23 protein-coding genes and 4 pseudogenes are annotated in these 26,128 nt (G+C 62.5%); 8 read left to right on the forward strand and 19 right to left on the reverse strand.

Translation table 11 applies throughout. The features are described from left to right. Positions 1 to 143: 143 nt before the first annotated feature. From BLW71_RS35115 to BLW71_RS43025, 3 genes and pseudogenes are all read right to left on the reverse strand, one after another. Complete coding sequence (locus BLW71_RS35115; RefSeq protein ID WP_091807891.1) at positions 144 to 839, reverse strand: response regulator; 696 nt, start codon at positions 837 to 839, stop codon at positions 144 to 146. After that, positions 836 to 2,002, reverse strand: a pseudogene (locus BLW71_RS35120) (ATP-binding protein); the annotation flags it as partial. The pseudogene BLW71_RS35120 and the gene BLW71_RS35115, both read right to left, overlap by 4 nt. Positions 2,003 to 2,296: 294 nt before the next feature. Continuing rightward, positions 2,297 to 2,584: pseudogene (locus BLW71_RS43025) on the reverse strand (hypothetical protein); the annotation flags it as partial. A 173-nt stretch (positions 2,585 to 2,757) separates the two neighbouring features. Here BLW71_RS43025 and BLW71_RS42815 point away from each other — a divergent pair. Together BLW71_RS42815 and BLW71_RS35130 are read left to right on the forward strand one after the other, a co-directional pair. After that, the gene (locus BLW71_RS42815) at positions 2,758 to 3,120 is read left to right on the forward strand and encodes a DUF2866 domain-containing protein (protein WP_143048421.1); all 363 of its coding nucleotides are present in this window, start codon (positions 2,758 to 2,760) and stop codon (positions 3,118 to 3,120) included. A 122-nt stretch (positions 3,121 to 3,242) separates the two neighbouring features. Continuing rightward, positions 3,243 to 3,581 (forward strand): hypothetical protein, encoded by a 339-nt coding sequence (locus BLW71_RS35130; RefSeq protein ID WP_091807895.1) that lies wholly within the window; start codon positions 3,243 to 3,245, stop codon positions 3,579 to 3,581. Positions 3,582 to 3,650: 69 nt separating this feature from the next. On the opposite strand, the gene BLW71_RS35135 is transcribed toward BLW71_RS35130, so the two are convergent. Beyond that, on the reverse strand, positions 3,651 to 4,349 hold the full coding sequence (locus BLW71_RS35135) for a response regulator transcription factor (protein ID WP_091807897.1): 699 nt from the start codon (positions 4,347 to 4,349) through the stop codon (positions 3,651 to 3,653). A 336-nt stretch (positions 4,350 to 4,685) separates the two neighbouring features. Continuing rightward, positions 4,686 to 5,420, reverse strand: a complete 735-nt coding sequence (locus BLW71_RS35140; RefSeq protein WP_091807899.1) for an IS6 family transposase — start codon at positions 5,418 to 5,420, stop codon at positions 4,686 to 4,688. 41 nt (positions 5,421 to 5,461) lie between these two features. Here BLW71_RS35140 and BLW71_RS35145 point away from each other — a divergent pair. Both BLW71_RS35145 and BLW71_RS35150 read left to right on the forward strand, forming a co-directional pair. Further along, positions 5,462 to 5,920, forward strand: a pseudogene (locus tag BLW71_RS35145) (AMP-binding enzyme); the annotation flags it as partial. Positions 5,921 to 6,126: 206 nt separating this feature from the next. After that, positions 6,127 to 7,041, forward strand: coding sequence for a LysR family transcriptional regulator (locus BLW71_RS35150; RefSeq protein WP_091807901.1), 915 nt, complete (start codon positions 6,127 to 6,129; stop codon positions 7,039 to 7,041). Positions 7,042 to 7,052: 11 nt separating this feature from the next. Here the strand turns inward: BLW71_RS35150 and mdcH are convergent, their stop codons facing one another. From mdcH to mdcA, 9 genes are read right to left on the reverse strand one after another with little or no spacing between them, the layout of a single operon-like run. Next, positions 7,053 to 7,985, reverse strand: a complete 933-nt coding sequence (mdcH, locus tag BLW71_RS35155; protein WP_091807903.1) for a malonate decarboxylase subunit epsilon — start codon at positions 7,983 to 7,985, stop codon at positions 7,053 to 7,055. Next, on the reverse strand, positions 7,982 to 8,227 hold the full coding sequence (locus BLW71_RS35160) for a phosphoribosyl-dephospho-CoA transferase MdcG domain-containing protein (protein WP_286162193.1): 246 nt from the start codon (positions 8,225 to 8,227) through the stop codon (positions 7,982 to 7,984). Before BLW71_RS35160 ends, mdcH begins: the two co-directional genes overlap by 4 nt. Before the next feature lie 18 nt (positions 8,228 to 8,245). Next, a complete protein-coding gene (gene madM / locus BLW71_RS35165; protein WP_091807907.1) occupies positions 8,246 to 9,013 on the reverse strand; it encodes a malonate transporter subunit MadM in 768 nt (255 codons plus the stop codon). Positions 9,014 to 9,027: 14 nt separating this feature from the next. Next, positions 9,028 to 9,423 carry a malonate transporter subunit MadL gene (madL, locus tag BLW71_RS35170; protein WP_091807909.1) on the reverse strand — a complete coding sequence of 132 codons (396 nt, stop codon included), beginning with the start codon at positions 9,421 to 9,423 and terminating at the stop codon, positions 9,028 to 9,030. 60 nt (positions 9,424 to 9,483) lie between these two features. After that, entirely contained in the window at positions 9,484 to 10,299 is an 816-nt protein-coding gene (mdcE, locus tag BLW71_RS35175) for a biotin-independent malonate decarboxylase subunit gamma (RefSeq protein ID WP_091807911.1), read from the reverse strand. After that, positions 10,296 to 11,147: a biotin-independent malonate decarboxylase subunit beta gene (locus BLW71_RS35180; RefSeq protein WP_091809243.1), complete on the reverse strand. Its 852-nt coding sequence runs from the start codon at positions 11,145 to 11,147 to the stop codon at positions 10,296 to 10,298. The genes mdcE and BLW71_RS35180 overlap by 4 nt, the downstream gene beginning before the upstream one ends. Positions 11,148 to 11,152: 5 nt before the next feature. Then, positions 11,153 to 11,461, reverse strand: coding sequence for a malonate decarboxylase subunit delta (locus tag BLW71_RS35185; RefSeq protein WP_091807913.1), 309 nt, complete (start codon positions 11,459 to 11,461; stop codon positions 11,153 to 11,155). Between the two features lie 8 nt (positions 11,462 to 11,469). After that, positions 11,470 to 12,360, reverse strand: coding sequence for a triphosphoribosyl-dephospho-CoA synthase (locus tag BLW71_RS35190; protein ID WP_091807914.1), 891 nt, complete (start codon positions 12,358 to 12,360; stop codon positions 11,470 to 11,472). Next, positions 12,360 to 14,021: a malonate decarboxylase subunit alpha gene (gene mdcA, locus BLW71_RS35195; protein ID WP_091807916.1), complete on the reverse strand. Its 1,662-nt coding sequence runs from the start codon at positions 14,019 to 14,021 to the stop codon at positions 12,360 to 12,362. The genes BLW71_RS35190 and mdcA overlap by 1 nt, the downstream gene beginning before the upstream one ends. Positions 14,022 to 14,655: 634 nt before the next feature. Between mdcA and BLW71_RS35200 the strand changes: the two genes are divergently transcribed. Further along, complete coding sequence (locus BLW71_RS35200) at positions 14,656 to 15,180, forward strand: P-loop nucleotide/nucleoside kinase family protein (RefSeq protein ID WP_091807918.1); 525 nt, start codon at positions 14,656 to 14,658, stop codon at positions 15,178 to 15,180. Between the two features lie 273 nt (positions 15,181 to 15,453). Here the strand turns inward: BLW71_RS35200 and BLW71_RS35205 are convergent, their stop codons facing one another. Then, positions 15,454 to 16,404, reverse strand: a complete 951-nt coding sequence (locus tag BLW71_RS35205; protein WP_091807919.1) for a LysR family transcriptional regulator — start codon at positions 16,402 to 16,404, stop codon at positions 15,454 to 15,456. Between the two features lie 130 nt (positions 16,405 to 16,534). On the opposite strand from BLW71_RS35205, the gene BLW71_RS35210 reads away from it, so the two are divergent. The 3 genes and pseudogenes from BLW71_RS35210 to BLW71_RS35220 all read left to right on the forward strand — a co-directional run. Next, the gene (locus tag BLW71_RS35210; protein WP_091807920.1) at positions 16,535 to 17,965 is read left to right on the forward strand and encodes a sulfatase family protein; all 1,431 of its coding nucleotides are present in this window, start codon (positions 16,535 to 16,537) and stop codon (positions 17,963 to 17,965) included. A 58-nt stretch (positions 17,966 to 18,023) separates the two neighbouring features. Next, a complete protein-coding gene (locus BLW71_RS35215; protein WP_091807921.1) occupies positions 18,024 to 19,337 on the forward strand; it encodes an MFS transporter in 1,314 nt (437 codons plus the stop codon). 111 nt (positions 19,338 to 19,448) lie between these two features. Further along, a pseudogene (locus BLW71_RS35220) lies at positions 19,449 to 19,709 on the forward strand (chloride channel protein); the annotation flags it as partial. Positions 19,710 to 19,746: 37 nt separating this feature from the next. Here the strand turns inward: BLW71_RS35220 and BLW71_RS35225 are convergent. The 4 genes from BLW71_RS35225 to BLW71_RS35240 all read right to left on the reverse strand — a co-directional run bounded on the left by BLW71_RS35225 (position 19,747) and on the right by BLW71_RS35240 (position 26,119). Beyond that, positions 19,747 to 22,290 carry an ATP-dependent Clp protease ATP-binding subunit gene (locus tag BLW71_RS35225; protein WP_218157142.1) on the reverse strand — a complete coding sequence of 848 codons (2,544 nt, stop codon included), beginning with the start codon at positions 22,288 to 22,290 and terminating at the stop codon, positions 19,747 to 19,749. Between the two features lie 341 nt (positions 22,291 to 22,631). After that, positions 22,632 to 23,153 carry a general stress protein gene (locus BLW71_RS35230; protein ID WP_091807922.1) on the reverse strand — a complete coding sequence of 174 codons (522 nt, stop codon included), beginning with the start codon at positions 23,151 to 23,153 and terminating at the stop codon, positions 22,632 to 22,634. 177 nt (positions 23,154 to 23,330) lie between these two features. Then, positions 23,331 to 24,803 carry an efflux transporter outer membrane subunit gene (locus BLW71_RS35235; protein WP_091807923.1) on the reverse strand — a complete coding sequence of 491 codons (1,473 nt, stop codon included), beginning with the start codon at positions 24,801 to 24,803 and terminating at the stop codon, positions 23,331 to 23,333. Between the two features lie 26 nt (positions 24,804 to 24,829). After that, positions 24,830 to 26,119 (reverse strand): efflux RND transporter periplasmic adaptor subunit, encoded by a 1,290-nt coding sequence (locus tag BLW71_RS35240; RefSeq protein ID WP_091807924.1) that lies wholly within the window; start codon positions 26,117 to 26,119, stop codon positions 24,830 to 24,832. Positions 26,120 to 26,128 lie beyond the last annotated feature (9 nt).

Here is a 26,128-nt window from a genome sequence, read left to right on the forward strand (position 1 = left end):
GCGGGTATGCGTCAGATCTTCTGAACGAGGATTTCGCGCAATGGAGTCCGCCGGCCGATGCAACGGCGACGGAAACAGCGAACTGAATTGTAAGGCCGCGAGCCGCTAGATGATGACCGCATGGAGGCATTTGATCATATCGATCAAATTTCCAACCGGTAACCTACGCCGTAAACGGACGCGATAGGCTCGCTGTCTGGCCGTGCGCCCTGTAGCTTACGGCGCAGATTCTTGATATGACTGTCAATGGTGCGGTCGGTGACTACCCGATGATCCGCGTAGAGATGACTCAGCAGATAGTCGCGAGAGAAAATGCGTCCTGGCGATTTCATGAGTAGTGCGAGGAGTCGCAATTCAAGCGGAGTGAGCTTGAGTTCCTTGCCGTCGAGCAAGGCATGATGAATCCGCTCGTCGACCTGCAGACCGTGTTGCCCCTGTGGCGATCCGTCCGCAGCCGCCGCAGGTGTAGCACGGCGCAGGATTGCTTTGACGCGGGCCACCACTTCGCGCGGACTGAATGGTTTGCAGACATAGTCGTCGGCACCAATCTCGAGACCCAGCAGACGATCGATTTCGTCGATACGCGCGGTCAGGATAATGACGGGCAATGCCGAAAATTGCCGCAGCTCCCGGCAGATGTCCATGCCGCTGCGCCCGGGCAACATGAGGTCGAGCAGCACTAGCGCCGGCGGCGTTGAGCGGATGAAGGGTATCACTTGATGGCCGTCGTCCAGGGTCGTGGTGACGAAGCTTTCGAACTGCAAATAGGCTTCGAGTACGGCGGCGAGCTTGGGTTCATCCTCGACGATCAGGATGTGCAAAGGGCGCCCTTCGGTCATGTTGTCACGTCTCCTTCCGATGGAAAGCTGGCGGTGATCCAGACGCCGCCCATAGGCGACGCCTTGGCTCTGATCGTGCCGCCATGCGCGGTCACAATAGCGTGGCACAGCGCGAGCCCCAATCCCGCGCCTCCGTTCTGACGACTGCGGGATTCGTCCACGCGATAGAAGCGGTCGAACAGCTGTGCGAGCGCGACCTCGGGCACCCCGGGCAGGGAGTCCTGCACGTCGAGCTGCCAGCCTACCGCGCTCTGCGAAAGCGACACACGCACGTGGCCATCCGGATCGGTATAACGTAACGAATTCTGCAACAGGTTTTTCAGCAGTTGCACGAAACGCGCGGGATCGACTGCGAAGGTCGTGTCCGCAATGTCCTGCATGCAGGTCAGGTCGAGCTCGATCCGTTTCGCCTTGAACGACTCCCGCATGGCTTCGATCGACGCCCGCGCCAGTCGCCCGACTTGGGTTGGCGTCTTGCGATAGCTGAGGGCGCCGACATCGCTCAGCGAAAGCTCGTAGAGATCTTCGATGAGCTTGTTGAGCATATTCACTTCGGTTTGCAGCGAAGTGAGCGAATCGCGGTTGAACACATGCACGCCGTCTTCGATGGCTTCCAGCTCGCCGCGGAGCACGGCGAGTGGCGTGCGCAGCTCGTGTGAAATATCTGCAATGAAATCGCGCCGGGAGCGTTCGGCTTTTTGCAGCGAGTCGGCCAACACGTTGAAGTCGCCCGCAAGTCGGCCCAGCTCGTCACGTCTGCCGGCCGGCACCCGGGCCGTGTAGTCCCCGCCGGCCAGGCGGTGGGTCGCGTTCATCAAGCGCTTGACCGGGGCGAGCACGATGCGCGCAAGGACCAGCGCGACTAGCGCCGCGAGCACGATGGCCACGCCTGCGATCTCCCAGGTCGCGCGCTTCTGCTGCGCCTGAAAGGCTATGTCGGCAGCGTCCGAAAGGGTGTCGGGCCCGTTCACGGCAAGCCAACCGACCACCTTGCCCGCGTAGACGACGGGCCGCATCGTGCTGCCGGGCGGCGGCGGCGGCTCGCCGGTGCTCGCTACTAGTTCATGGCGGGCGTCGTAGAGTGTGACGGGTGGCCCTTCGGGCGGCGTGTCTCGGGTCATGCCGTCATGCGACGGCGGCGAGACAGGAGACGACGCCAAAGGGGCTGAAGGAGGCGGCCGGTCATAGCGACTGTCGCCGCCCGCGACACCGCTTGCCGACACACGGTCTCGCTCCATTGCGATGTCCGGGCCGGACGGCGGCGCTGGTGGCAGGCGCATGCCCCAGTGCGGTCCTTCAGACGGGCCGGAGAGCGGCCCAAGCAACTGCTGCACGCTGCCGCTCCCGGGAAAGGTTCTCCAGCCCGGCAGCTTGCCTGTCTGTGCCGTGGCGAGTTCTTCGCGCAGAGCGTCGTGTGCGGCCTCGTCCAGCAGCGCGAGCCATGCTTCGGGATGCTCCCGCAGGAAGCTCCAGTTGCCGTGAGCGGCATATTCGCTCGTCACCTTCGCCATGACGGCTTTGATGCGCCCGGCGTTGCGTTCCCGAACATAGTGCAGGAAGCCGTTTTCGAAGCTCACGCGCAAGGCGTAGCCCATCGTCAGGGAAATCGCCAGACAGGCGATTAAAACGGCGAGAAACATTTTCCAGGTAATGCCAAAGCGCATCTTCGTTCGCTGCTGCCGCGCGCGCGAGAGAAGGGTCCCTAAAGGGCGGCTTGGGCGAATTCGGATAGTTTCACTTTGCATATCCGAATTTTAGATGAATGCCACGTCAATCCACACTTGGTGACGAATCTTCACAACTTCTCCATCCTTTCTTCGTTGTGTCTGCGTGTTCTCTGAATATGATGGTATGGCACTTTCACCGTGGTCTCAAAGAGGCCATGCCCGGTGATCAGATCCGTCAGTGGAGCAATCTCATGCAAGTCTCCTCACCTGTGAATCGCGCCGAGTCGCGCGGTTCCCGGCCCGGCCGGAAGACAGTCGCCGCGGCTGCGACTCGCGGCACGGCTAAAAACGGCGTTAGCGCAACCCTCGCCACCGACGTCGTAAAGATACGCGGCTGCCGTGTGTCCGCACCGGTCATGCAGCCGTGGGGCGAGTGCTGCCGGATCGTCGAATGGATCAACCGCAACGGCGAGTACTCTTGCGTTGCCGTGCCGGGCGCGGCGACTGTGGCCGAGATTCGTGAACGCGTGCGGACGCATCGCAACGGTCAGCGCCACACTCTGGCGGACGACCCCTCTACGCCTGCGGGCCGCGGGCGTCTGCGGCGCGGTTGAGCGCTGCAGGACCTCGTTGCCGCATGTGGGCCAGTCCAGCCGAAAGGGATTGTAATCGAGTCAAAAAAATTCGGTGTCCTATGGCTATCTGATTTTCAAGATCAACTTTGAACACTTCCACTATGCGCATCCTTATTGTCGTCCTGGTCGTGGCATCGATCTGCTGCCCTGCGATCCGCCATGGTTTGCGCCGGGAGAGCATCAATGCTTTCGCACTTGGGAATCACAGCGTGTCTGCTGGCGTCGTCGACGATCTGAACAGCTGCGCGGCGCGGACACACTATGCCTCAGGGTTCAGGCCAATCGTTTCGGCAGATTTCCATTACGGATTCGGTGGCCTGCTGGCCGCGACCGGTGACCTGTATTCCGACTATGTCGACTATATCGACATCATTGACGTGATCGACGCCGCGATGACGGGGCCTATCATGCAGCTAGCCTTGGAAGAAGGTCAAGAATAGTGCGGTATGGCGGCAAGCACGCAACGATCGTGCTATTCCGTTCGCTTTCGCCCGCTCAGAGAACAGGTGTTATTCGAGCGACGGTACGAACATATAGCCTCGTCCACGCAAGGTCTGAATGAACTTGGGATTGGTCGGATCTGCCTCTATCACGCGCCGCAACCGGCAGACTGCAACATCCAGACTGGCATGCTGGCTCTCCGCTCTTCCGAGCTGGCTATGGACCATCGAGCGGGTCAAGATTCGCATCGGATTGCTTGCGAACAGCTTGAGCAGCGCAAACTGGCCGGAGCGCAGTGGAATTTCGCAGCCGTCCTTGAGCAGACGCCGCGTAGCGAAGTCTATCTGGTAGTTGCCGAACAACACCTTCTCACGAATTTCTGGCGCGTCGCAAAGCGATCGGTTGCCGCGTTGCACGGCGCGCTTGATTCTGGCAGTTAATTCGTATGGATCGACAGGGTCGACGATATAGTCGTCCGCACCCAATTCGAAGGCGACGATTTTGTCGACGATCTCATCTGAGGTGCTTTGTACGAAGATGGGCATGTCGTAGCCGGCAAGCCGCAGTTGCCGGAGCGCCTCTCGCGCCTGGTTCATCGGCGACTCGGCGCGCAACAAAATCGCAGACGGACACTCCAGTTCCACCCGGCTGAGAAGCTGAGCGGCACTGTACAGGACCGAGAGTGCGATCTGGCTCTTGTGAAGGTGAAAACGCAACTGATCCCGAATCGATTGGGTGGGTTCGACAACAAGAAGGTTGATCGTCATAAATCTGCCTTATCTCCCAACCGGAATCGACGGTTGCAGCCCATGTGACGTCCACGCTCAGCCATTTCAACGATCTGCTGGTTCGGACCGACCTATCTAACTCAGAAAGGGAACCGGAGCCGGTCCCGCTGATGATGAGCGAATGATAGATATCAACGTTGGAGCAACGATGGTGAAATTAAGGAGACTTTGTGAAATTGGAGCCGGAGGACGCAGATGGAGGCCGTTGGCAGGCGCTGTCGCACCGGCGCGACTAATCGTTGGTAGCGTGAGTACCCCTGGAGGGCACTGTCAACTTGTCGGCAGCGGCACGGACTCCGGCGAAGAGTCAATCGCTCAGGAGGCGGTCGACGGATTTTGGGCTACGGCTGTGAATCCGTGCCACGCAGCGAATCGAGAAGCGAGTTGTTCGCGATGGAGCGAGGCGCGCAGCAAGTGCCGCTTGAGCGCGAAGTGCTGCCGGATCAGTCCGAAGCTCGAGAGAAAAGCCTGCGTGCGCTTCGGGTCACGAAATCCGCGCATGCGCCGCTCACGTTCACGCGTAGGCTGATGGCTATTCTCCGCGCGATTGTTCACCCGGGCCGCAGCCTTGACGAACACATGTTTGACGTTCGCCAGGTCGGGGATGTCGGCCTTGGCTGCCGGGTAGCTACGAAGCTGATCGGTGACAATCTTGCGCGGCACGCGGCAAGAACGAAGCACGTGCCTGAAGAACCGTTTGGCGGCCGCTTTGTCCCGCCGTTTCTGCAGCAGGATGTCGAGTTCGGCCCCATGTTCATCAACGGCACGCCATAGCAGGTAAGGCTCACCGCACAACGTCACAAACACCTCGTCCAGATGCCATGTGGTGCCGGGTGTGGGGCGAGCCGCTTTGACCCGTCGTGCAAAGCCCGCGCCAAATTTGTCGCACCAGCGTCGAATCGTTTCGTAGCTGACGACGACACGGCGTTCGAATAGCAGCTCCTCGATGTCGCGCAGGCTCAGCTGAAACCGATAGTACCAGCGCACGGCGCAACTGATGACGATCGCGGGAAAGCGATGGCCGCGGTAAAGTGATTTTGTGTTCTGCATCGCCAGATGTTACCCGACCCATTCGGCAACGTGACAATGCCCTTGCCGGCGATGGCGCGATCCGCAATAAGGACAGCGGTTACTTCACGATCACCGGTCGGATCGACGACGTGCTCAATGTTTCCGGGCACCGGATGGGGACGATGGAAATCGAGTCTGCATTGGTCGCTCACCCACTGGTGGCCGAGGCGGCCGTGGTGGGACGCGCCGACGAAGTGACCGGAGAGGCGATCTGCGCCTTCGTGGTCCTCAAGCGCGAGTGCCCATCGGGCGAGAAAGCCCGGCAACTCGCTGCGGAACTGCGTAAATGGGTTGGCGAGCAGATCGGACCCATTGCCAAACCCAGGGACATCCGGTTCGGCGACAACTTGCCGAAGAGACGTTCGGGGAAGATCATGCGGCGACTATTGCGTTCCCTCGCTAAAGGCGAACCGGTCACACAGGATGTCTCGACCCTCGAAAATCCACCAGTCTTCAACCAACTGGGCGAGGCGTTCTAGCGCCATCCTGGGAAGGAGAGTGGTGTCCATCCCACGAAGCTGTTCGCACAGTCTTTGCGCCAGGCCAATGACCTCCGCCTCTTCGTGACGAGCGGGACGATCGAACGATCGCCGCCCGCTTGTCGCGAAGAATGCGGGGTTATCGCTACTTGTCCAGCGGTCTCATGCGCCGATAATCGTCAATTTCGACCATTCCCTGCATCGAAATGCGCGACCGAATCGACGATGAGATCACCTTTCGCAAGCTGGAATTCCTGCTCGCATTCATGAAGACCGGAAACCTGTCGAAGGCGGCCGAAGCGCTGAACGTGAGCACGGTCAGCGTGCATCGAGCGCTGCACTCGCTCGAACAAGGCGTACGATGTGCGCTGTTCCGGCATGAAGGCCGCAATCTCAAGTCGACGGAAGCTGCGCAAATGCTAGCCGAGGTGGCGCAAGAGGTGCTCACTCTGATGTCCGCCGGCATTCACGCGACCCGTGAGGCGGCGGGGTATTCGTCGGATCGGCTGAAGATCGGATCGCTGTACTCGCTGACCATCAGGACCGTGCCTGACATCGTCGTCGACATCAAGGTACGGCGGCCGACGCTCCAGGTCGAACTCGTGCTCGGTTCGAATGCGGAACTGCTCGACAAGCTGAAGCAGGGCACCGTCGATGCGGCCCTGATGGCATTGCCGGACGGCGAGCCCGAAGTCGAATTCATCCCTCTTTTCGAAGACGACATCTTTTTCGCGGCGCCTGCCGATTCACCCTACGCGAACCAGCAGGCGGTCGATTTGCGGGATTGCCGCGACGAGACCTTCGTCTCCCTCGGCGAGGGGTTCGTGACGTATCGAGGCTTTATGGAGGCGTTTCGCGTCGCGGACTTCACGCCGAATGTGACCATGAAGGTCGGCGATATTTTTTCGCTGATGAACCTTGTGAGCGGCGGGGTCGGGTATACGCTATTACCAGGCCGCGTGCGCGGCGTGTTCGGCGACAAGGTGCAGTTCATTCCTCTCAAGCCGCAATATCTGATGCGCCAGTCAATCGGTGTCAGCTTTCTGCACGCACGCGAGCGCGACCCGAACCTGTTGGCGCTGATGGCCGTCTGCCGTCTTTGCACGAGAAGGGCTGGCTGAGGTTTCAGCCTTCACTCGCGCATCCGTTCCCGCTCGATCAGCGCGCCAAGGTCAGGCAGCGCCGTCTCGCTGCAACTCACCGCAATCCCCTCTGTGAAACTCGCGCTGGTCAACCGGGTCAGCGCATTGGCCGGCGGCATCTCGACGGCGAGGCGTGCGCCGCGTTCCCACGCAAGCCTCACGGTGTCATGCCAGCGCACCTGCCGCGCCATGTTGCCAGCAAGATCGGCCGCGATGCGCGGGCCGTCAAAAAGCGGGCGCGCAAGGTTGCTGCTCAGATACACGATACGAGGCGCGCGCACGCTGATCTGGCCAAAGGCATCGGCGAGCGCCACCGCGGGTGCGTCGAGCAAAGCGCAATGCGACGGAACCGCCACGTCGAGACGCTCGCTGCGTTGCGCCCCGTGATCGATCGCAAGCGCCGTAAGGCGGTGCATGGCAGCATCGCTTCCTGCAACGACCATCTGCGTTTCTGCGTTAATGTTCGCAAGGAACACGGGCGCGGCCTCGCTGTTCACTTGCGCGATCAGTCGTTCAAGCGCCCGCTGCGTCATACCGATGATCGCAGTCATGCCGTAGCCGCTCGGGTAGGCGCGTTCCATCAACTGGCCGCGCAGCTCGACGAGCTTCACGGCGTCGGCGTATTGAAGCGCGCCCGCGATCACGGCGGCCGGATAGGCGCCGATCGAAAGCCCCGCCACCATGTCGGGTTCATAGCCGCGGGCGCTCATCACGCGCGCCTGAGCGACACCCGCGATCAGGACGCAAAGTTGCACCGCGACGGTCGAGCGCAGCGAATCGGTATCGTCGAGCGATGTGACGTCGTAGCCCAACGTGTCGCCGGCTTCCTGCAGTGTTCGAGCGGCTTCGGCGTGCGACGGGAGCGCATGCAACATGCCCGGGCGCTGCGAGCCCTGACCGGGGAATGTGAACAGTACGCTCATGATGCGTCGTCAACCCAGGGATCCGGTACGAGCAAGGGGCCACGCCCCGTCTTCAGCAGACCGGGATCCGCGTGGCCGGCCCACTTCGCGAGCGCGAACCCGCCGTGGCCCGTGTCGACCTGCCTGTCAATGCGCGCGGGCGACGCTTGCAGCAACGCGAGAAGCGAGCGGGCTGCGTCGCGCGGCAGCCGCTTCGATGCGCGCAGATCGTGCGGGCGAAGCGGTTCGTGAGCGGTAGACAAGCGGATTCTCCACGCGCATCAAGCACCCATCAAAGCCTTCGTCGCAAAGAACAACAGCGAAGGTCCGAGTAGGCAGCCGACGCCCGTATGAAACGTCGCGATCAGCGCCCCGTAAGGCACGAGCCGACGATCGGTCGCGGCGAGCCCCGCGCTCACACCGCTCACCGTGCCCGCCAGGCCGCCGAAGATCATCGCGGACCGCGGCGTCTTCAGTCCCATGAATCCGGCCGCGAGCGGCGTGCCGATCATCACGATGATCGCCTTGATGAGGCCCGTCGCGATGCTGAGCGCGATCACATCCGAGCTCGCGCCGATCGCCGCGCCCGTCACCGGTCCCACGATATACGTGACCGCGCCCGCGCCGATGGTCGTCATGCTGACGGGATCGGTATAGCCGAACGCGTAAGCAATGCTCGCGCCGACGATGAACGGCAGCACGGTGCCGAGCAGCAGCGACACCACGCCGATCATTCCCGCCTTGCGCGCCTCGGTCGCCTGCACCTCGAACGCGGTCGCGACGATGGCGAAATCACGCAGCATCGCGCCGCCCATCAGACCGATGCCGGTAAAGAGCGGCAGGTCGGCGATACCCTTTTGTCCGCCGGTGAATGCGCCGCCGACATAAGCGAGCGCGAGGCCGATCACGATCGCGATTGCCGAGCCGTGCACGCGCCCGAAGGTCAGCTTGCGCGAAATCAGCGACGACACCCACATGATGAGGCCCACCAGCGCGAACGCAGTGACGAGCCCGTTCTGAATCAGATTTTTATCGAGAATTTGCAACATGACTGACTCCTGCTTCAGATTTCTTCAAGATGCGGAGCGTTCACGAACGACGTGCTGTCGCGACCGGTGCGGGAAAGAACGGCAATGCAGCATGCGCACACGGCCGCAGCGCCCATTGCCGAAAGCAGCGCGACGGGGCCGCCCTTGAGCGCAGCGACTACGTTTTGGTTAGCCGCCATCGCGACGACGACGGGGATGTACATCGCGCCCCAGAAGCCGACGCCGAATTCGGTTTCCTTCGGCAGCAGTCCCTTCCTGTTCAGATAGAGCTTCAGGAAAATCAGCAGTAGCATCGCGATGCCGACGCCGCCAACGTTCGTCTTCACGCCGATCGCGACGCCGAGCAGGTCGCCGAGAAAGAGTCCTGCGAGATGGCAGAACGCGAGAAGTGCAGTTCCATAGATGATCATTTCATGTCTCCTGTAATACCTTTATTGGATTCTGTATGAGGCAGTGCGAGAACTGAGGCTCTACCGCCATTGCTCCCGCAGCTTGCGGCGAACCGTCGCGGAGGCCGCGCGGTGCACGCTGCCGAGCCGGCTTTCCAGACCGCGCGACGGGTCGTTGCGGATGTCGTCGAAAGCGACCTGCAGCGCCTTCTCGACGGTGGTCTGATCGGCGCCGGTCGGCGCATCGGCGTTGGTTACGCTCAGGAGTTTCCAGAGCAGCCCGAGCGATGCGTAGTTGTCGATATCGTAGGCCATCGGCGGAACGCGCCCCGTGAACGCTTCGAGATCGGCGACCGAGCGGAGCGTGACCCGCGCCGCCGATTCCTTGCCCATCGCGTGGACCATGACCTTCGGATCGGCGAGTGCGATGAGGCGGTTGGCCTGATAGCCGTGTGCGAGAAACGCACCCGACATCGCGCGCCCGACGATCAGCCCAATCACCGGATGGCCCGCGAGACGCGCGCTGGCGTAGGCATCGGCGGCGGCGGCGAGCGCCTGGTGGATGCCGTACGCTTCCTCGCGCCGGCCGTACGCCTGGCTCGCCACGTCGATCACTGCGACGATCGCGCGCTTCTCCTCACGCTTGCTGTCCGCATCGACGACCTCACGCACCGCGCGCGCCACTTCCCATCCTTCGACGAGACCGACCTCGCCGCCGCGAGCCCGCGGGAACGGATTGTCCGGATCGGGCACCACGGCGATGAAGCGCGCGGGATGGTCGCCCAACCGCGCATCCGCGACCCGCACCGAACGCGGATAACCGACCTGCAACGGCGCGCTGTAAGTGAGCGCGTCGAGCCAGACTGCGCCGCGCTTCGAAAGCTCTTGTGTGCTCATAACTGAAACCCCTTGCCGTATATGCCAGCCGCCTGTTCCGGCGTGGCCTGCACGCCTGCATCGACCTCGGAAAGCCGCGTCAGAAAACCCGCGACACGCTCGCTGCGGCATGCCTCGGGCCGCCCCGCGCGAAAGCGTTCGATGACAGCCGCGCGGATCGCGTCGGCGTCGTCGGCGACATAGTCGTCGACGAGTCCCGTGCGATGCCGCTGCTCGCAGCCGGTGAAGCTCCAGATCATCGGACGATCGCGCGAATCGAATTCGGCGATGCCCGCTTCCTGTTCGATGACCGCCGGACCGTTGAGGCCCAGGCGCGCTTCGCGGGTGCCGATCAGATAGCTGCACAGTCCCGCCGCGATCGACATGCCTCCATAGCAGCCGATCGGCCCGGCCGTTATGCCGATCACCGGCTGGTAGCGCCGCAAGTCGACGATGCCCGCGTGAATTTCAGCGATCGCCGCAAGCCCGAGATTGGCTTCCTGCAAGCGCACGCCGCCCGTTTCGAAGAGGATGACGGCGCGCGTCCGGATACCTTTGCGGTTGTCCTCGGCGGCGAGTTCGAGGCTGCCCGCGATCTTCGCCGCCGATACTTCGCCCATGCTGCCACCCTGGAATCCGCCATCGATGCCAAGCACGACGGCTGGCTGCCCGTCGATGGTTCCCTTCGCGACCACCATGCCGTCGTCGGCCTGCGTCACGATGCCTTGGCGCATGAGCCACGGCGACGTGATGCGCTGGAACGGATCGATCAGTTCGCTGAAGGTGCCTTCATCGAGCAGCTTCTTCGCACGGCTGCGCGCATCGAGTTCGATGAAGCTCTGGCGTTCGAGGAGTTGCTGTGCATCCATGATCGTCACGCTCCGCCGGTTGATTTCAGTTGTTCGAAGACCTGTCCGATGCGCATCTGCACGACGCCCGGCGTCGCGCCCGAATCGTTGATTTCGAGCTTCGCGGCGGGGAGCGACCCGTCGCCGAAGATGCGTTCGAGCACGGCCTGCCAGAGGTGGCCCTTGCCGTCGACGGAAGTCGTGACATTCACGACGGTGCGGTACGCCGCGTTCGCTTCGAGCAGCACTTCGAGGTCTCCCGAGGCGACCACGCCTGCGAGCGCGCGGCCTTGCGCGGGCTGCCCCGCCGGAAATTCGAGGACGATGGTTTCCATGTGTGTTCCTAGGCGTTCGACGTTTGAGGGGCTTCGCTACGAAGCCGGTCGAGAAAGAGGGCTGCGGCGAGTAGGTCGGCGGCGCCACCGGGCGATACGTGCAATTCGACGAGGCGCCGGTCCAATGCCTTCAGTTGACGGCGCCCCGCGAGCGCGGCGGCACCGCCTTGTTCGAGCACGCTCCGCGCGCCGTCCTGCATCTCGGCGAGCGCGTCGGGTCCGCCACGCGCGAGCACGCAGGTGTCGTCGAGGCTCGCCATCACGGCGAGCAGCGCATTCAGGCGCGCGCCCGTTTCGCTGTCGCCGCGCATGCGCGAACGCCCGAGTTCCGGCAGCGCGACATCCACGACGTGCGGAAAGCCGGCCTGCGCTTGTCCGCGCGCGCCGCCGACGTTGTAGTCGAGGCACGCCTGCTCGCCCTTGTTGCCGGTGGTCGCAGGCGCGTGGCGATCCTGCACTCCCGCAATCGATCCGGCGCGCGCGGCAATGGCTTGCGGCGCGAGATCCGACGGTTGGCGCGCCGCGGCGGTCACGAGCAGTCCGAGCGCCCAGATCGCGCCGCGATGCGTGTTCACGCCGCCGGTCGCATCGAGCATGCGTGCTTCGCCGTCGCGCCCGATTGCGCCGATGCGTTCACGCAGCGCGAGCAGCTGTTGCGTTTCGATGCCCGCGCGCGCCAGTTCGACAAAGGTCGGCTGCAGCGCGAGCGCCGAGACGCACATCAGTTTCCAGTCGAGATCGTGATGCGCGCCGCGGCTGCGCATGTCGACGAGGCCGGGCTTTGGCGCGAGCGTGACTTCGTCGATTAGCGCTTGCACCACGTGCGCGCCAAAGCGGTCGGCCAGTTCCGGCGCCTGGCGCAGCGGCTGCGCCGCGTTCATTGCGAGGTTCTCGCGCATTACCAGCTCCGAAAGCGTGCGGGCGGCTCGTACAGCCCGTCCGACCAGTCGACGATATCCCCCATGCTCTTCGCGGCGAGCAACGACCGGCTCGCTTCGCTGCGATGGATGCCGAGGTCCTCGGGCCGCGCGACGAAGCCATCGCGACGCAGTGCCGCGAGCTTGCCTGCGTCGCTCTTGAGACCGATCGGCGTGACGCCCGAGACGGCCGCGATCATCTCCTTGCGATGTTCGAGCGAGCGCGCCTTGTAGAGATACGCGATGCCTTCCTCGGTCAGCACGTGCGTGACGTCGTCGCCGTAGATCATCACGGGCGCGAGCGGCATGCCGGATTCGCGGCCGACCTCGACGGCATCGATCGATTCGACGATGGTCGGCTGGCCGCCCGCCTGGAACGTCTCGACCATCTGCACGACGAGCTTGCGGCCGCGCTCCAGCGGGCTGTCCGTCTGCAGCAGATCGAGCCACGCGGGCGTCGCGTGGCGCCGGCCGTGCGGATCGTGGCCCATGTTGGGCGCGCCGCCGAAGCCGGTGAGCCGCCCGTGCGTCACCGTCGACGAGTTGCCTTCTCCATCCATCTGCAGCGTGGAGCCGATGAACATGTCCACCGCGTATTGTCCTGCGAGCTGGCACATCGTGCGATTGGAGCGCATCGAGCCGTCGTGCCCGGTGAAGAAGATGTCGGGCCGTTGCGCGACGTAGGCTTCCATGCCGAGTTCGCCGCCGAAGCAGTGCACGCTGTCGACCCAGCCGGTTTCGATCGCGGGGATCAGCGTCGGATGCGGGTTGAGGGTCCAGTGGCGGCAGATCTTGCCCTTGAGGCCGAGCTTTTCGCCGTAGGTTGGCAGAATCAGTTCGATCGCGGCCGTGTTGAAGCCGATGCCGTGATTGAGCGACTGCACCTGATGCTTCTCATAGATGCCGCGAATCGCCATCATCGCCATCAGCACCTGGATCGGCGTGATGAGGCGCGGATCGCGCGTGAAGAGCGGCTCGATGAAGAACGGCTTGTCGGCCTGCACCACGAAATCGATCCACGAGCCGGGGATATCGACGCGCGGCAGGTCCTTCGGATCGTCGACGATCTCGTTGACCTGCGCGATCACGATGCCGTCGCGAAACGCGGCGGCTTCGACGAGCGACGGCGTGTCTTCGGTGCTCGGACCCGTGTAGAGATTGCCTTCGCGATCCGCCTTGTAGCCAGCGCACAGCACGACGTTCGGCGTGAGGTCCACGTAGAGCCGCGCGTAGAGTTCGATGTAAGTGTGGATCGCGCCGATTTCGAGGATGCCGTCCTGCAGGAACTGCGAGATGCGCAGGCTCTGCGCGCCGGCATACGCGAAGTCGAGCTTTCTGGCGATGCCGCGCTCGAAGAGATCGAGATGCTCGGCGCGGCTCACGCTCGGAATGATGAGATGCAGGTCGTGGACGACTTCCGGATCGACTTTCGCGAGGGAACGCGACAGGAAATCCGCCTGCTTCTGGTTGTTGCCCTCGACGACCACGCGGTCGCCCGGGGCGACGAGCGCCTGCAGGACCTCGACGATGCCCTCAGTGGGTAGCACCATGCCATCCGCGATCGATGCAACCCGCGCGAGGCGGCGATGTTTTTCCGCACGGCGCGTGGCCCAGCGGGATTGGGTCTGACTCTGACTGGACATGTGGACTCTCGCTCAGGACATGAGGCAAGTCTAGGGAGCGAGGTGCACCGGTTCAATGACGCTTGGGACGCGTCTGTTATCCCAAGGGTAATGATCATTCGACGTGAACGCTAAAACCGCGACAGAACTGGGCAGGAGGCTTAACCGCGTTGCCTAGGGGTTTTCCCGGTTTCGCTGACGGATGCTCGATCGCGCGATGGACATCCCTTGGTTGATGCGCGAGGAATTGCAAAGCAGGCCCGGGTTACTGAACCTCGGCGAGGGTTTCCCCCGTCGACTGGTTGAAAGAAATACGGATAAACCAACAGTGTGTTATACGCACCGCTGCCGGTTCGGTGTTTCGATCTGGAAGGCGGTTTGGCTAGATGTCGTTGCGATAGCATCTTCGGCTGAAGCTCGCCGAGCGCGAAATGGTCGCACTCACGTAAATGTCCGCAATACGTTGATGAGGAGCCGTTGGCAGAGTAAGCCTTGCAGGACCGCAATGGGTCGCGTCGTGTTGCTCGACGCCAACGGAGGTCGAGTCGTCGATGCAGTTTGCATGAGGCAGTGCGCGGCCACATGGAGACAGTCGACCTCGAGACGTAGATCGATAACAAATCTGTCTGCGTCTACTGATCAGGGAGCATCGAAAGTGTTGATCGCCTTCGGCGGATTACCGGGCACCGGGAAGACAACGGTAGCGCGAACGCTCGCACGCAAGCTCGCCGCCGTTTATCTGCGCATAGATAGATTGGAACAGGCAATCAAGGCGTGCAAAAGCGGCCAGGCGGATATCGGGGCTGCCGGCTATCTGGCCGCATATGCGGTTGCCGGCGATAACTTACGGCTCGGGTCGAGTGTTGTCGCGGACTCGGTCAATTCGTTGCAAATTACGCGTAGCGCGTGGAGAAATGTGGCGTTCGAGGCAGGTGTGCAGATTTTCGAGATCGAGTTGGTTTGTTCGGATGCTGCAATGCACCGGCATAGGGTCGAGGAGCGAAAGGCCGATATCCCCGATTTTCAGTTGCCGACATGGCAGAGCGTGCTTGAACGTCAATACGACCCATGGGAATCCACGCACCTCGTCGTCGACACCGCAAAGTTTTCGGTTGAGCAGGCCGTCGAAGGAATCATGCAACGACTGCCGTTGGCCCCTCCTGGGAATCGAATCGTTTAGCGCAAAGCACGCCGAACATGCTGATATGAGGCGACGTTCGGCCGAGGCCGTGTCGAGATACCAAATCTAAAGGTTTTGAGGGGGCGCTTTACCATTGCCGAGGCGCGTCAAAGCCGTTGTAGGTAGTTCTTGCAAGCCGATTTCTAAAGCGCTTGATCGCGACGTACGTTTTGACACGGCCTCGGCCAGGAGCGGCCGTTTGCGCCTGATTTGCGTGCGGCCGGGTTCAACTCGCAAACCGTCGTTCGCTCGATCCGTTGGGACCGGATTCGATCAATCCGCTATCAGTCGGCGTAGCCGATTCTGAACCGTGGCGACGCATTCTAGCGCCGCCGCCAAGACAGGATTCACGGACGAAGCGCTATAGAACAATTGCACTGTTTCGAGAAAACTTGCACCAGGCAACGCGAGGATTACGAGACCGGTTCGGCCCGCTCGTTGGCGCGCAACGGCGAGTGGCATCAGCGCGAGAAACGGGTAGTTCGCCAGCATGGCTTCGTTGGTGGCCAGTGAAATGGACTGCACGCAGCCGTCCGGAAACGTACCGCCCGCTTTCTCCAGCCAGCTGTGCAACGCGAGGTAGGTCGGCGCTTCCTTTGGCGGCAAGATCCAGGGCGAACCGGCCAGGTCGGATGCGACAACGTTTCTTCGGCTCGCCAGCGGATGATCGCGCCCGCACACCACGACGATCGGGTCCTCCATGATCGGGCGCGAAGCGAATTCGCTCTTGCCGAATCCGACTGGCTCAGTCCGGCTCAGGACGAAATCGAGTGAGCCATTCGCGAGCAAGGGAAACAGCCGGTCGCTGGTCGCCTCTTGCAACGCGACGTTGACGTGCGGTGCTCGCCGCTTCAGTTCGAGGATCAACTCAGGTGCAAAGACCGGCAGCACGGTGGCGACCGCGCCCACGGAAATTTTGCCGGACAGGCCGCTAGTGAGCGCGTCCACTTCGTAGCGCGCCTGTTCGAGCTGGTGGAACACTTCTCGCGCGTGCCTCGTGAGCGTCTCGCCGACAGCGGTTAACTGAAGCCGGTTGCCGACTCGTGTCATGACCGACGTGCCAAGTCCCGCTTCGAGTTCGGCGAGTTGCTTCGATACGGCGGGCTGCGTCACATTCAGCTTTTCGGCGACTAGCCGAATTTGCCCGAGACTGTCGAACAGGGTCAGCAGCTTGAGATGGTTCAGCTTCAGTCCAGCCTGAAAAAACCGTTCGATCGGATCCACGGTACTCCTCCAAGCGAATAACCTATGGTTATGCGCTTTCGACAAAATGTCAATTGCCTGTCATGCGCTCACGGACCATGATTAGTCTCAGGAGACAGCCGCATTCATAGCGAGCTCGAACACACTCACCATGCAAGCCACCAACGTATTGTTCATTCTGTCGGACGAACATCAGCACGACCTGATGGGCTGCGCCGGTCACCCGTTCATTCACACACCTAATCTGGATGCACTCGCTGCTCGCGGCACGCGCTTTCGTAATGCCTATACGCCGTCGCCGATCTGCGTGCCGGCGCGCGCGAGTCTCGCGACAGGGCGCTATGTCCACGACATCCGCTGCTGGGACAATGCCATTGCTTACGATGGCAGCACAGAGGGGTGGGCGCACTATCTGTCGCGCGACAGCATGATCGCGGATTCGATTGGCAAGCTGCATTACAAGAACGAGTCCGCGCCAGTGGGCTTGCGCCGTCAACAGCACGCGGTGCATATCCTCGATGGGATCGGCCAGGTGTGGGGTTCGGTGCGCAATCCGCTGCCGCCTACCATGGGGCGTTCGCCGCTCTACGACAAGATTGGCGCGGGTCTGTCGAACTACAACCGCTTCGACATGCGCGTCGCGGATACGGCGGTCGAATGGCTCGGTCAGCGAGGTGACGACACGAAGCCGTGGGTGTTGTTCGCCGGACTGGTCGCACCACATTTTCCGTTGGTGGCGCCGCAGGAATATCTCGATCTCTACGATCCCGACACCATCGAGTTGCCGCTGCTACATCCGTCGAGCGGGTATGTGAGGCACCCGTGGGTCGAACGGCAGGCCGTCCATATGGATCACGACGCCGCCATCGGCAGCGACGAGCGACGCCGCCTTGCGATAGCCTGCTATTTCGCGCTGGTCACGTTCCTCGACGCGCAGGTCGGCAAGATTCTCGCGGCGCTCGAGGCCAATGGTCTCGACGAAACGACCACGATCATCTACAGCAGCGATCACGGCGACAACCTTGGCAAACGCGGGATGTGGAACAAATGCCTGATGTACCGCGAGTCGACCGGCGTGCCGATGATCGTATCGGGTCCAGGCATTTCCAAAGGCAAGGTATGTGAAACGCCTGTCTCGCTGATCGACATCCAGAATACGATTCTGGCATGTACCGGTTGCGCGGCGCCTACCAACGCGAGCCCCGGCGAGTCGCTGGCGAAACTGGCCAACGAGCCGGATCAGCGCGAGCGTCTCGCGTTCAGCGAATACCATGCGGTGGGTTCGGAGACCGCAGCCTATATGCTCGCGGACGCTGACTTCAAATACCACCATTACGTCGGCCTGCCGCCGGAACTGTTCGATATGCGCCACGATCCGCAAGAGCTGCATGATCTTGCGGCATTGCCGGACTACGCGGGCGTCGTGGACCTGTTCGAGCGGCGTCTGCGTGAACTGCTCGATCCAGAAGGCATCGACCGGCTCGCGAAGGCGGATCAGGAACGCTTGATCGAGGCGTTCGGCGGACGGGAAGCGGCGCTGCGCGCCGGCACGCCGGCGGCGACGCCGGTGCCGGTCGAATAGACCGGGGTTCGACAGCCGGTGACCCAAGCAAATCCAATAATTCGACGGAGACAACGCAATGGCTTCAGCAGATCTGGCAGCGGCGGCGCACGAGCCTGCGCGCCAAACCCGATGGAAGACCGTCATTCTCGCGAGTCTCGGCGGCTCGCTGGAAATTTACGACTTCATCATTTACGGCGTGTTCGCCCGTGAGATCGCACGACAGTTCTTCCCGGCCGCGGATCCGATTGCATCGCTGATCAGCACGTTCGGTGTGTTCGCGATTGGTTACGTGTCGCGGCCGCTCGGCGGCATCGTGCTCAGCAGTCTCGGTGACCGCTTCGGGCGACGGCTGGTGTTTCTCGTCTCCGTGCTTGCGATGTCGGCCGCGACTATTGGCATCGGCCTGATTCCCGGATACGCGGCCATCGGTGTCATGGCGCCGGTGCTGCTGATTCTGCTGCGCCTCGCCCAGGGTTTTTTCCTCGCGGGCGAATTACCTTGCTCCATTACGTACGTGGTCGAGGAAATTCCTCGACGCGCGAGCCTTGTGAGCGGCCTTGTCATTTTCTGCCTGAACTCCGGCGTGCTGACCGCCACTCTGATCAGCCTCGCGCTCCATGCAGGGTTAAGCGCCGAGGCGGTGCTCTCGTACGGTTGGCGAATCGCGTTTATTTTCGGCGGCGTGATCGGGCTCGTGTCGTACTGGCTGCGTACCTCGCTCGAGGAATCGACGGAGTTTCAGCGCTTGCGCAGCCACAAGGCCAAGCGGCCGTTCCGTATCGTGCTAACCGCCTATCCGAGGCAGGTGGCGCTCGGCGTCGGCGTGGCAGGCATTGTGAATGCGTCGAACAGTTTGCTGTTCGTGGTGTTGCCGTCGTACATGACGACAGTGCTGCACATTTCGCCTGGGCTCGCGAGCGCCGGTCAAAACGTCGGCATTGGCACCATGTCGGTTTCGCTGCTGTTTTTCGCGTGGATTGGCGATCGCGTGGCTTCGCGCCATTGGCATCGCCTTGGCTCGGTTCTTATGTTGCTCGGTAGCTACCCGTTCTACCGGCTGATCGCCGCGCATGAAATCGATCCGATCGTTGCATTCGTGGTGATCGGGTTGGTCGGCGGCCTGGTCAACGGGTCGTATGCTTATCTCCTGGCCGATCTTTTTCCGACCAGCGTGCGCTTTAGCGGCATCGCTTTATCGCTCAATCTTGCCACTGTGATCTTCACTGGCATCACACCGCTGGTCGTGACGCAGTTGTTGCACAAGACGGGCTCGGCCGCGGCTCCGGGACTTTTTCTGGCCGGCGTTGCGGTAATTGCGCTGGTGGCCGGCTTGGGGTTGAAACGCTTCGGCGGGCAGATCGGCGCGTCGTCGAAAACGGTTGAACGATAAATGACAACGCAGGCACACGATATGACGGACTTGCAGCGGACACTCCGTGAACAACTGGGCGCGCAGTGCGTGTCTATCGATGAAGGCGTGCTGGATGCGCACGCCAGTGACTGGAGCGACGCGCAACCGGGCACGCCATTGGGCGCGTTCGCGGTGATCGGCGCGGCCGCTTTTCTGGCTTCGTCGATGCGTGTGCCGTTGACGGCGCTTGCGCTGATCTTCGAGTTCACGCATCCGTCACAGGAGTTCCTGATTCCGATGCTGATTGCCGTGGCCGGTTCCGTTCTCACGGCCGAGTATGTGCGCAGCGCTATGGCTGCATCCGCAAGCCGCCGCGTGGTGCAAGCCGGGGCAGGGCAAACCAATGCGTGATACGCGCGGCCCACGCATCATGGGCCGCACACGATCATCACACAGCCGGCACGTCGCTAGCCGGGAAAGACTCCGCAAGCGCTTCGTCGAGATGGGCTTCCATCGCTCTATCTTCCGTGGACGAAACCACCGTGAGCGTGACCTTGTCCGCCTGAGCGTCGTGAGCGCATCGTACTTCATCGCCTTCCTTGATCAAGCCGCCGAGCATCTGCTTCGCCAGTTCGGTTTCGAGACTCTGACGAATCTTCCTCTTGAGTTCACGCGCACCATATCGTGGGTCGTAGCCCGTTGCAGCGAGTTTATCGACCAGACTCTCGTCGAACGAAAGGGTCACGTCCTGGCCATGCGCGGCGCGCCGCACACGTTCGAGTTGCTGCCGAACGATCTCGCGAATCTGCTCGGGCGCGAGCGACTCGAAGATGATGATCTCATCCAGACGGTTCAGGAATTCCGGCCTGAAATGCTGCTGCAGCACGCCCATGATGGCGTCGCGCTTACCATCGGCGGCGTCGCTGGCCTCGGTGGCGGAAAAGCCCAGCGGCGATTTCTTCGCACCCAGGATGATGTCGCTCGCAAGGTTGCTGGTGGCGATGATCAGCGTATTGCTGAAATCGACCGTGCGCCCTTTGCTATCTGTCAGCCGTCCGTCATCCAATACTTGTAGCAGGATGTTGTAGACGTCGGGATGCGCTTTTTCGATCTCGTCGAGCAGGATCACGCTATAGGCTTGCCGGCGCACACGCTCGGTCAACTGGCCGGCTTCGTCGTGGCCGACATAACCGGGCGGCGCGCCAATCAGCCGTGAGACGGCATGGCGTTCCATGTACTCGCTCATGTCGATCCGCACAATCGCGTTTTCATCGCCGAATACCTGCTCGGCAAGCGCTTTGGCCAGTTCCGTTTTGCCCACGCCCGAAGGGCCGAGGAACAGGAAATTGGCAATCGGCCGATGACCTTGCTGCAAACCCGAGCGCGACAGCCGCACGGCGTCGCTGACCGCCCGGATCGCTTCTTCCTGGCCGATCACCCGTTGATGCAGCCGCTCTTCGAGTTGCAGCAGCTTGGCCTTCTCGGCTTCAGTAAGTTGCGTCACCGGAACGCCGCTGATTTTCGACACGATTTCCGCGACGTGATGCGCGGTTACCTCCGCCGTGTTCGAGCCGATCTTCTGCTTCCAGCCCTCGGTTGCTTCGTGCAGCGTGGTCTGCCGTTCGTCGATGGTGGTTTCGAGTTCCTTCGCGCGATCGTACTGTTTGCGGCTGGTCGCGTAGCTCTGCTCGCGCTTGAGTTGGGCGATTTCCGCTTCGCCTTCGTGGATGTCGATCGGCCGCGAGGTTTGCGAAAGATGAACGCGCGCCGCGGCCTGGTCGATCAGATCGATCGCTTTATCCGGCAGGAAGCGGCCGGAAATATAGCGCTCGGAGAGTTCGGCGGCCGCCACCAGCGCCTGATCCTGAATCGTCACCTTGTGATGCGCTTCGAGCCGGTCGCGCAGACCGCGCAGGATATTGACCGTTTGCTCGACCGAAGGCTCAGCCACGATCACGGGCTGAAAGCGCCGTTCAAGTGCCGCGTCTTTCTCGATGTATTTCTGATATTCCGACAGCGTGGTCGCACCGATCAGGTTCAGTTCGCCGCGCGCCATGGCCGGCTTGAACGTGTTCGCGATATCGAGCCCGCCTTCGCCACCCTGGCCTGCGCCGACGATCGTGTGTACTTCATCGATGAAAATGAGAACCTCGTGCCGGCCGGCGACGATCTCCTCCATGATCTGCTTCACGCGTTCCTCGAATTCGCCGCGATACTTCGCGCCGGCGACCAGCGAGTTGACGTTCAGCTCGATCAGGCGTTTGTCGCGCAACACCTCGGGCACGTCGCCGTTCACGATGCGCTGCGCGAGGCCTTCGAGAATCGCCGTCTTGCCGACAGCGGGCTCGCCGATCAGTACTGGATTGTTTTTCTTGCGGCGCGCCAGCACTTCGATCGTGGTTTCGATTTCGCGTGACCGTCCGATCACCGGATCGAGCTTGCCTTCCTGGGCCAGCCGCGTCAGGTCGCGTCCGTGTTCGTCGAGTTTGGGCGTTTTCGAAGGCGTATCGATCCGGCCATGCTCCGCGCCCTTGCCGACCACCCGCAGCGAGTGCTGCAACAGCGATTGCGACGTGAGACCGAGTTTCGCGAGCAGCACACCGGCGAAGCTATCGGGCACGTCCGCGAGTCCCAGCAGAATATGCTCGGGGCCGACGTAGCTATGACCCATTTCGCGTGAGATCATAAAGGCGCGATCGAGCGCGCTCTTCACGCGTGGCGAGACGCCGAGCTGGACCCTGGTGGTTACGGGCGCGCCATGGCGGCGCGTCGCGTTGGCGTCGATATAAGCGCGGATGTCGTCGGCGGAAACCTTGTGCTGTTTGAGCAGGGTCTGGACGACGTCGCTTTCCGGCAATTCGTAGAGAAGATGTTCCGTATCGACTTCACGGCTGCCGAACAGCACTGCGCGCTTGGCTGAGCGCTGCAGAATCTCTCTTGCCTGGTCGCTGAAATGCTGTTCGATACGGTTGCGGTCGTGCGCGGACGACATTTGCCCGCGGCGGGGTGTGGGCGTCGTCGTCGTGCCGGGTTGGTCGAAGAGTCCGCTGCCGATAGCGATTCCAGTGGCGAGATGTAACGTTGATGGCGCGTCAGCTGGACATAGTGAAAGTCGCAAACATCGAGGTCGCGCCGCTCGCCGTCCTGCAGTACGGTGACGCGCACCGAAGCGGGCCGTGCGCCGCAGATGTCACACAGAGCCTGAGGCATCTCGATAGTCCTTTTGATCGGGTGAATCCGTTGAATCCTCCGGGTGAGGATCCGCAAATGGAAACGGCCGGCGCTGCCTGGTGGGTGACGCCTGCCGCGAGTGACCTTCGCAAGGCAATACCCTTACGAGCTGGTTTCGCTTCCCGCTACGGTGAAGAGCCCAAGCTTGCTGAGGATGGCGCGCGCCTGCTCGACTTCCTCCGTCGTGCCATGAACGATCAACAGGAAGCCATTAGCTTTGACCGCCGTTTCGTATTTCACAGCGTCGTTCTTCGGCACGCCGAGTTCCGCCAGTGCCGCACCGATCGCCGTCACGCCGCCGCCGAGCACGGCACCCTCGAGCGCGGACACGACAGCCGTCACGATCGGACCGGCGAGGCCGACCACGCCGAGGCCCGGTACCAGGAACAGCGCCGGCGTCAACAAGAGGCCCCAGATGCCGCCCCAGAACGCACCGGTTGCACCCCACGATTTGATACGGTCGCCTGCGGTATAAAAGCCGACGGCGTGTTCCTCGGAGTGATAGCCCTTGCCGACGATAGACAGCCTGGTCATGTCGAAGCCGTTCTGGCTCAATTCCTTGACGGCTTCGTCAGCGGCGTCGTGGCTCGAAAATACTGAAACGACGGCGTTGTCCTGATTCATTGTTCAGCTCCTGGTACACCATCACGATGAGGTCGTTGCGTGGGATACGGCGCGGCCACGAAAGACGTTGTCATCGCTGGCCGCGTCGCGGGATTCAAGTCGCGTTCGCGTAAGCCGAGTGTCGCAAAAGCGCTTCGGTTTCTCTTTTCGATTCGCACGGTGATTGCCATACGAGCATTACTCTGTGCCTTGCGATGACACCGCCAGTGCCGTGCGATCCCACCCGCCGCCAAGTGCTTTCAGCAACTGCACGCTTGCTTCCACACGTCTTGCCTGAACCTGCGCTTCGGTGCGCTGGTTGGTCAGCGCAATGGTTTGCTCGGTGACGACGTCGAGATAACTGACGGCGCCGGCCTGATAGCGGTTCTGGGTGAGCTTGAGCGAGAGTTCCGCGGCGGCCGTGGCGCGCCGTTGGCTTTGCGCTTCGCTCGCGAGCGAGTCGAGCGCCGAAAGCTGGTCCTCGACCTGCTGGAAAGCGACCAACACGGTTTGCCTATAGTCGGCCACCGAGCCGTCGTACTGCGCCGTGGCGCCCTTTAGCGCCGCTGTGCGCTTGCCGCCGTCGAACAGCGTGCCCACCAGTTGCGGACCGATCGACCAGAACAGACTCGGCGCGGTTAGCCATGGAGAGAAGAAGGTGCTCTCGAGCCCGACGCTCGCGCTAAGCGTGAGGTCCGGATAGAACGCCGCCTTCGCCTGACCGATCTGCGCGTTGGCCGCAGCCACGCGCCGCTCCGCCGCCGCGATGTCCGGGCGGCGTTCCAGCAATTGTGACGGCACGCCCGCCGGAATCTGCGGCACGGGAATGGCTTCGATATTCGGCGGCAGCGAGAAGGACGACGCAGGCACGCCGATCAGCGTCGCGATGGCATGCGTCAGCTGGGCGCGTTGCACCTCGATATCGGTGGCTTGCGAGCGGGTGCTTTCCAGTTGCGCTTCGGCTTGCGCGGTAGCGGAGGCGTCGATGGCGCCGTCGGCCAGTTGCTGCCTGAGAATATTCAGCGCCGCAGCGTAGGCGCTCACGCTGTCGTCGAGTAGCTTCTTCTGGATGTTGAGCGCACGCAGCGCGAAGTAGTCGCGCGCGAGATCGGTGCTCATCGAAAGTCGGACTGCCTCGAGATCGGCTTCGCTGGCCTGGGCGGAATCGCGCGCGTTTGTCACGGCGTCGCGTACGCGTCCGAACAGGTCCGGTTCCCACGAGGCGGCTACACCCATCGAATAATCGGGCACGGTCTTGCCGGCGAGGGAATGGCCCTCCACGTTTTGCGAGAGACGTGTACGCGATTGTGCGGCGCCGGCCGTCACGGTCGGCAGAAAGCCGGAGTGCTGGTAATCGATCAGCGCGCGTGCCTGCTGCAATTGCGCGACGGCTTTTTGCACGCTCTGATTCGACACCGGCAGCTGATCTTCGAGCTGATTCAGTTCAGGATCGTTGAAGACCGTCCACCAGTCGCCGCGTGGCTGCGTATCGACTGGTGTTGCAACGGCCCAGCCGGATGCCGCCTGCGCGGGGCGGGTGGGCGCCGCGTAGCGATCCGGCACGGCCGTCTCGGGCACCTTATAGGCGGGCAAGGTGGAGCATGCCGTCAGCGCGCATGCCACAACGGTCGCCAAGGTCTTGCGTAGGAATGTCAGGGGCAGGGCGCGCATGGTCGGCTTCCTTGGGATGAACGGCATTAGCCGTGTGCAGCCGACGCGGCGGAGGCGGCCTTAGTGACATCGGCAGCGGCAGCGGGCGCCATCACCTGCACGGCCTCGCCTGCGGTGATCGCATCGCCAGGGTTGTCGATCACGCGATCGGTCGCGGTGAGACCGGTGGCGATCTCGACGTAGGTGCCGAAATCGCGGCCGATCGTCACGGTCTTCAGCGCGACCAGGTTGTTATCGCCGACCACGGCCACGGTCACGCCGGTCGGACGGAACAGCAAGGCACTTACCGGCAGCTCGAGTGCGGGATGCTCGGTGTCGAGGGCAAGATGGACCTGCACATAAGCGCCGGGACGCAACGCGCCGTCCTTGTTGTCCACGTCGACTTCCACGCGCATCGTGCGGCTCGATGGGTCGATCACGTCGGAACTGCGCGCGACCCGCGCCGGGAACTGGCGGCCGGGATACTGCTGGGTCGTCAGATAAACCTGCGTTCCCACGCTGACGAAGCTCGCGTCGTTTTGCGGAATGTCGGTGAAAGTACGCAACACATCCGTCTGCGCGATGTGGAACAACTCGTTGGCGGGCGCGGCGAGCCCGGGCGTGCCGCCCGCCGTGACCAGCGCTCCCACATCCACGTTGCGCACCGTGATCACGCCATCGAACGGCGCGGTGACTTTCTCGTACGACACCATCTCCGTGAGGCGCGCGACATTTGCCTGCGCCGACGCCAGCGTCGCGTGTTTGGCCTGCATGTCGGCCGTTTTGCTGTCCGCGTCCTGCTGCGAGACGGACTGCGTTTGCAGCATCTGCTGCCAGCGTTGCGCGGTGGTATTGGCGTAGTTGTAGTTGGCTTGCGCAGTGGCCGCATCGGCGCGCGCCTGCTGCAATTGCGCGTCGAGTTCCGGCGTTTCGATGGTGGCGAGCAACTGGCCGGCTTTCACCTTGGCGCCGATATCGCTGGTCCAGTGCTGGATGTAGCCGCTGGTTCGCGCATACACCGAGGCATCCGCATAGGGCATGACGGCGCCCGGCAGCAGCAATTCTTGCGAAGCCGGCGCGTGGCCGGGCGAGACGACCTTGACCGTCAGCGCGGTTTGCGCGGCAACCTGTTGGTCCAGCGCCGAACTGGCCCGCAAGCGCGGCACGATGCCGATGATCAGCAGCACAGCGGCGACGCCCGCGAGAATCAGCGGCAGACGGTAGCGGCGCAGTGCGCCGGCGCGGACGGTCTCGCGTGGCGGCGCCGGGCGCAGGGTAGGCAGACCTGCGCTGGTGACGGCGCCGTCGTGTTCCGGAGTGGCATCAGGCGTGTTCATGATGGAGTC

Origin of the sequence: Burkholderia sp. WP9, from assembly GCF_900104795.1 — a bacterium.
GTDB lineage: Bacteria > Pseudomonadota > Gammaproteobacteria > Burkholderiales > Burkholderiaceae > Paraburkholderia.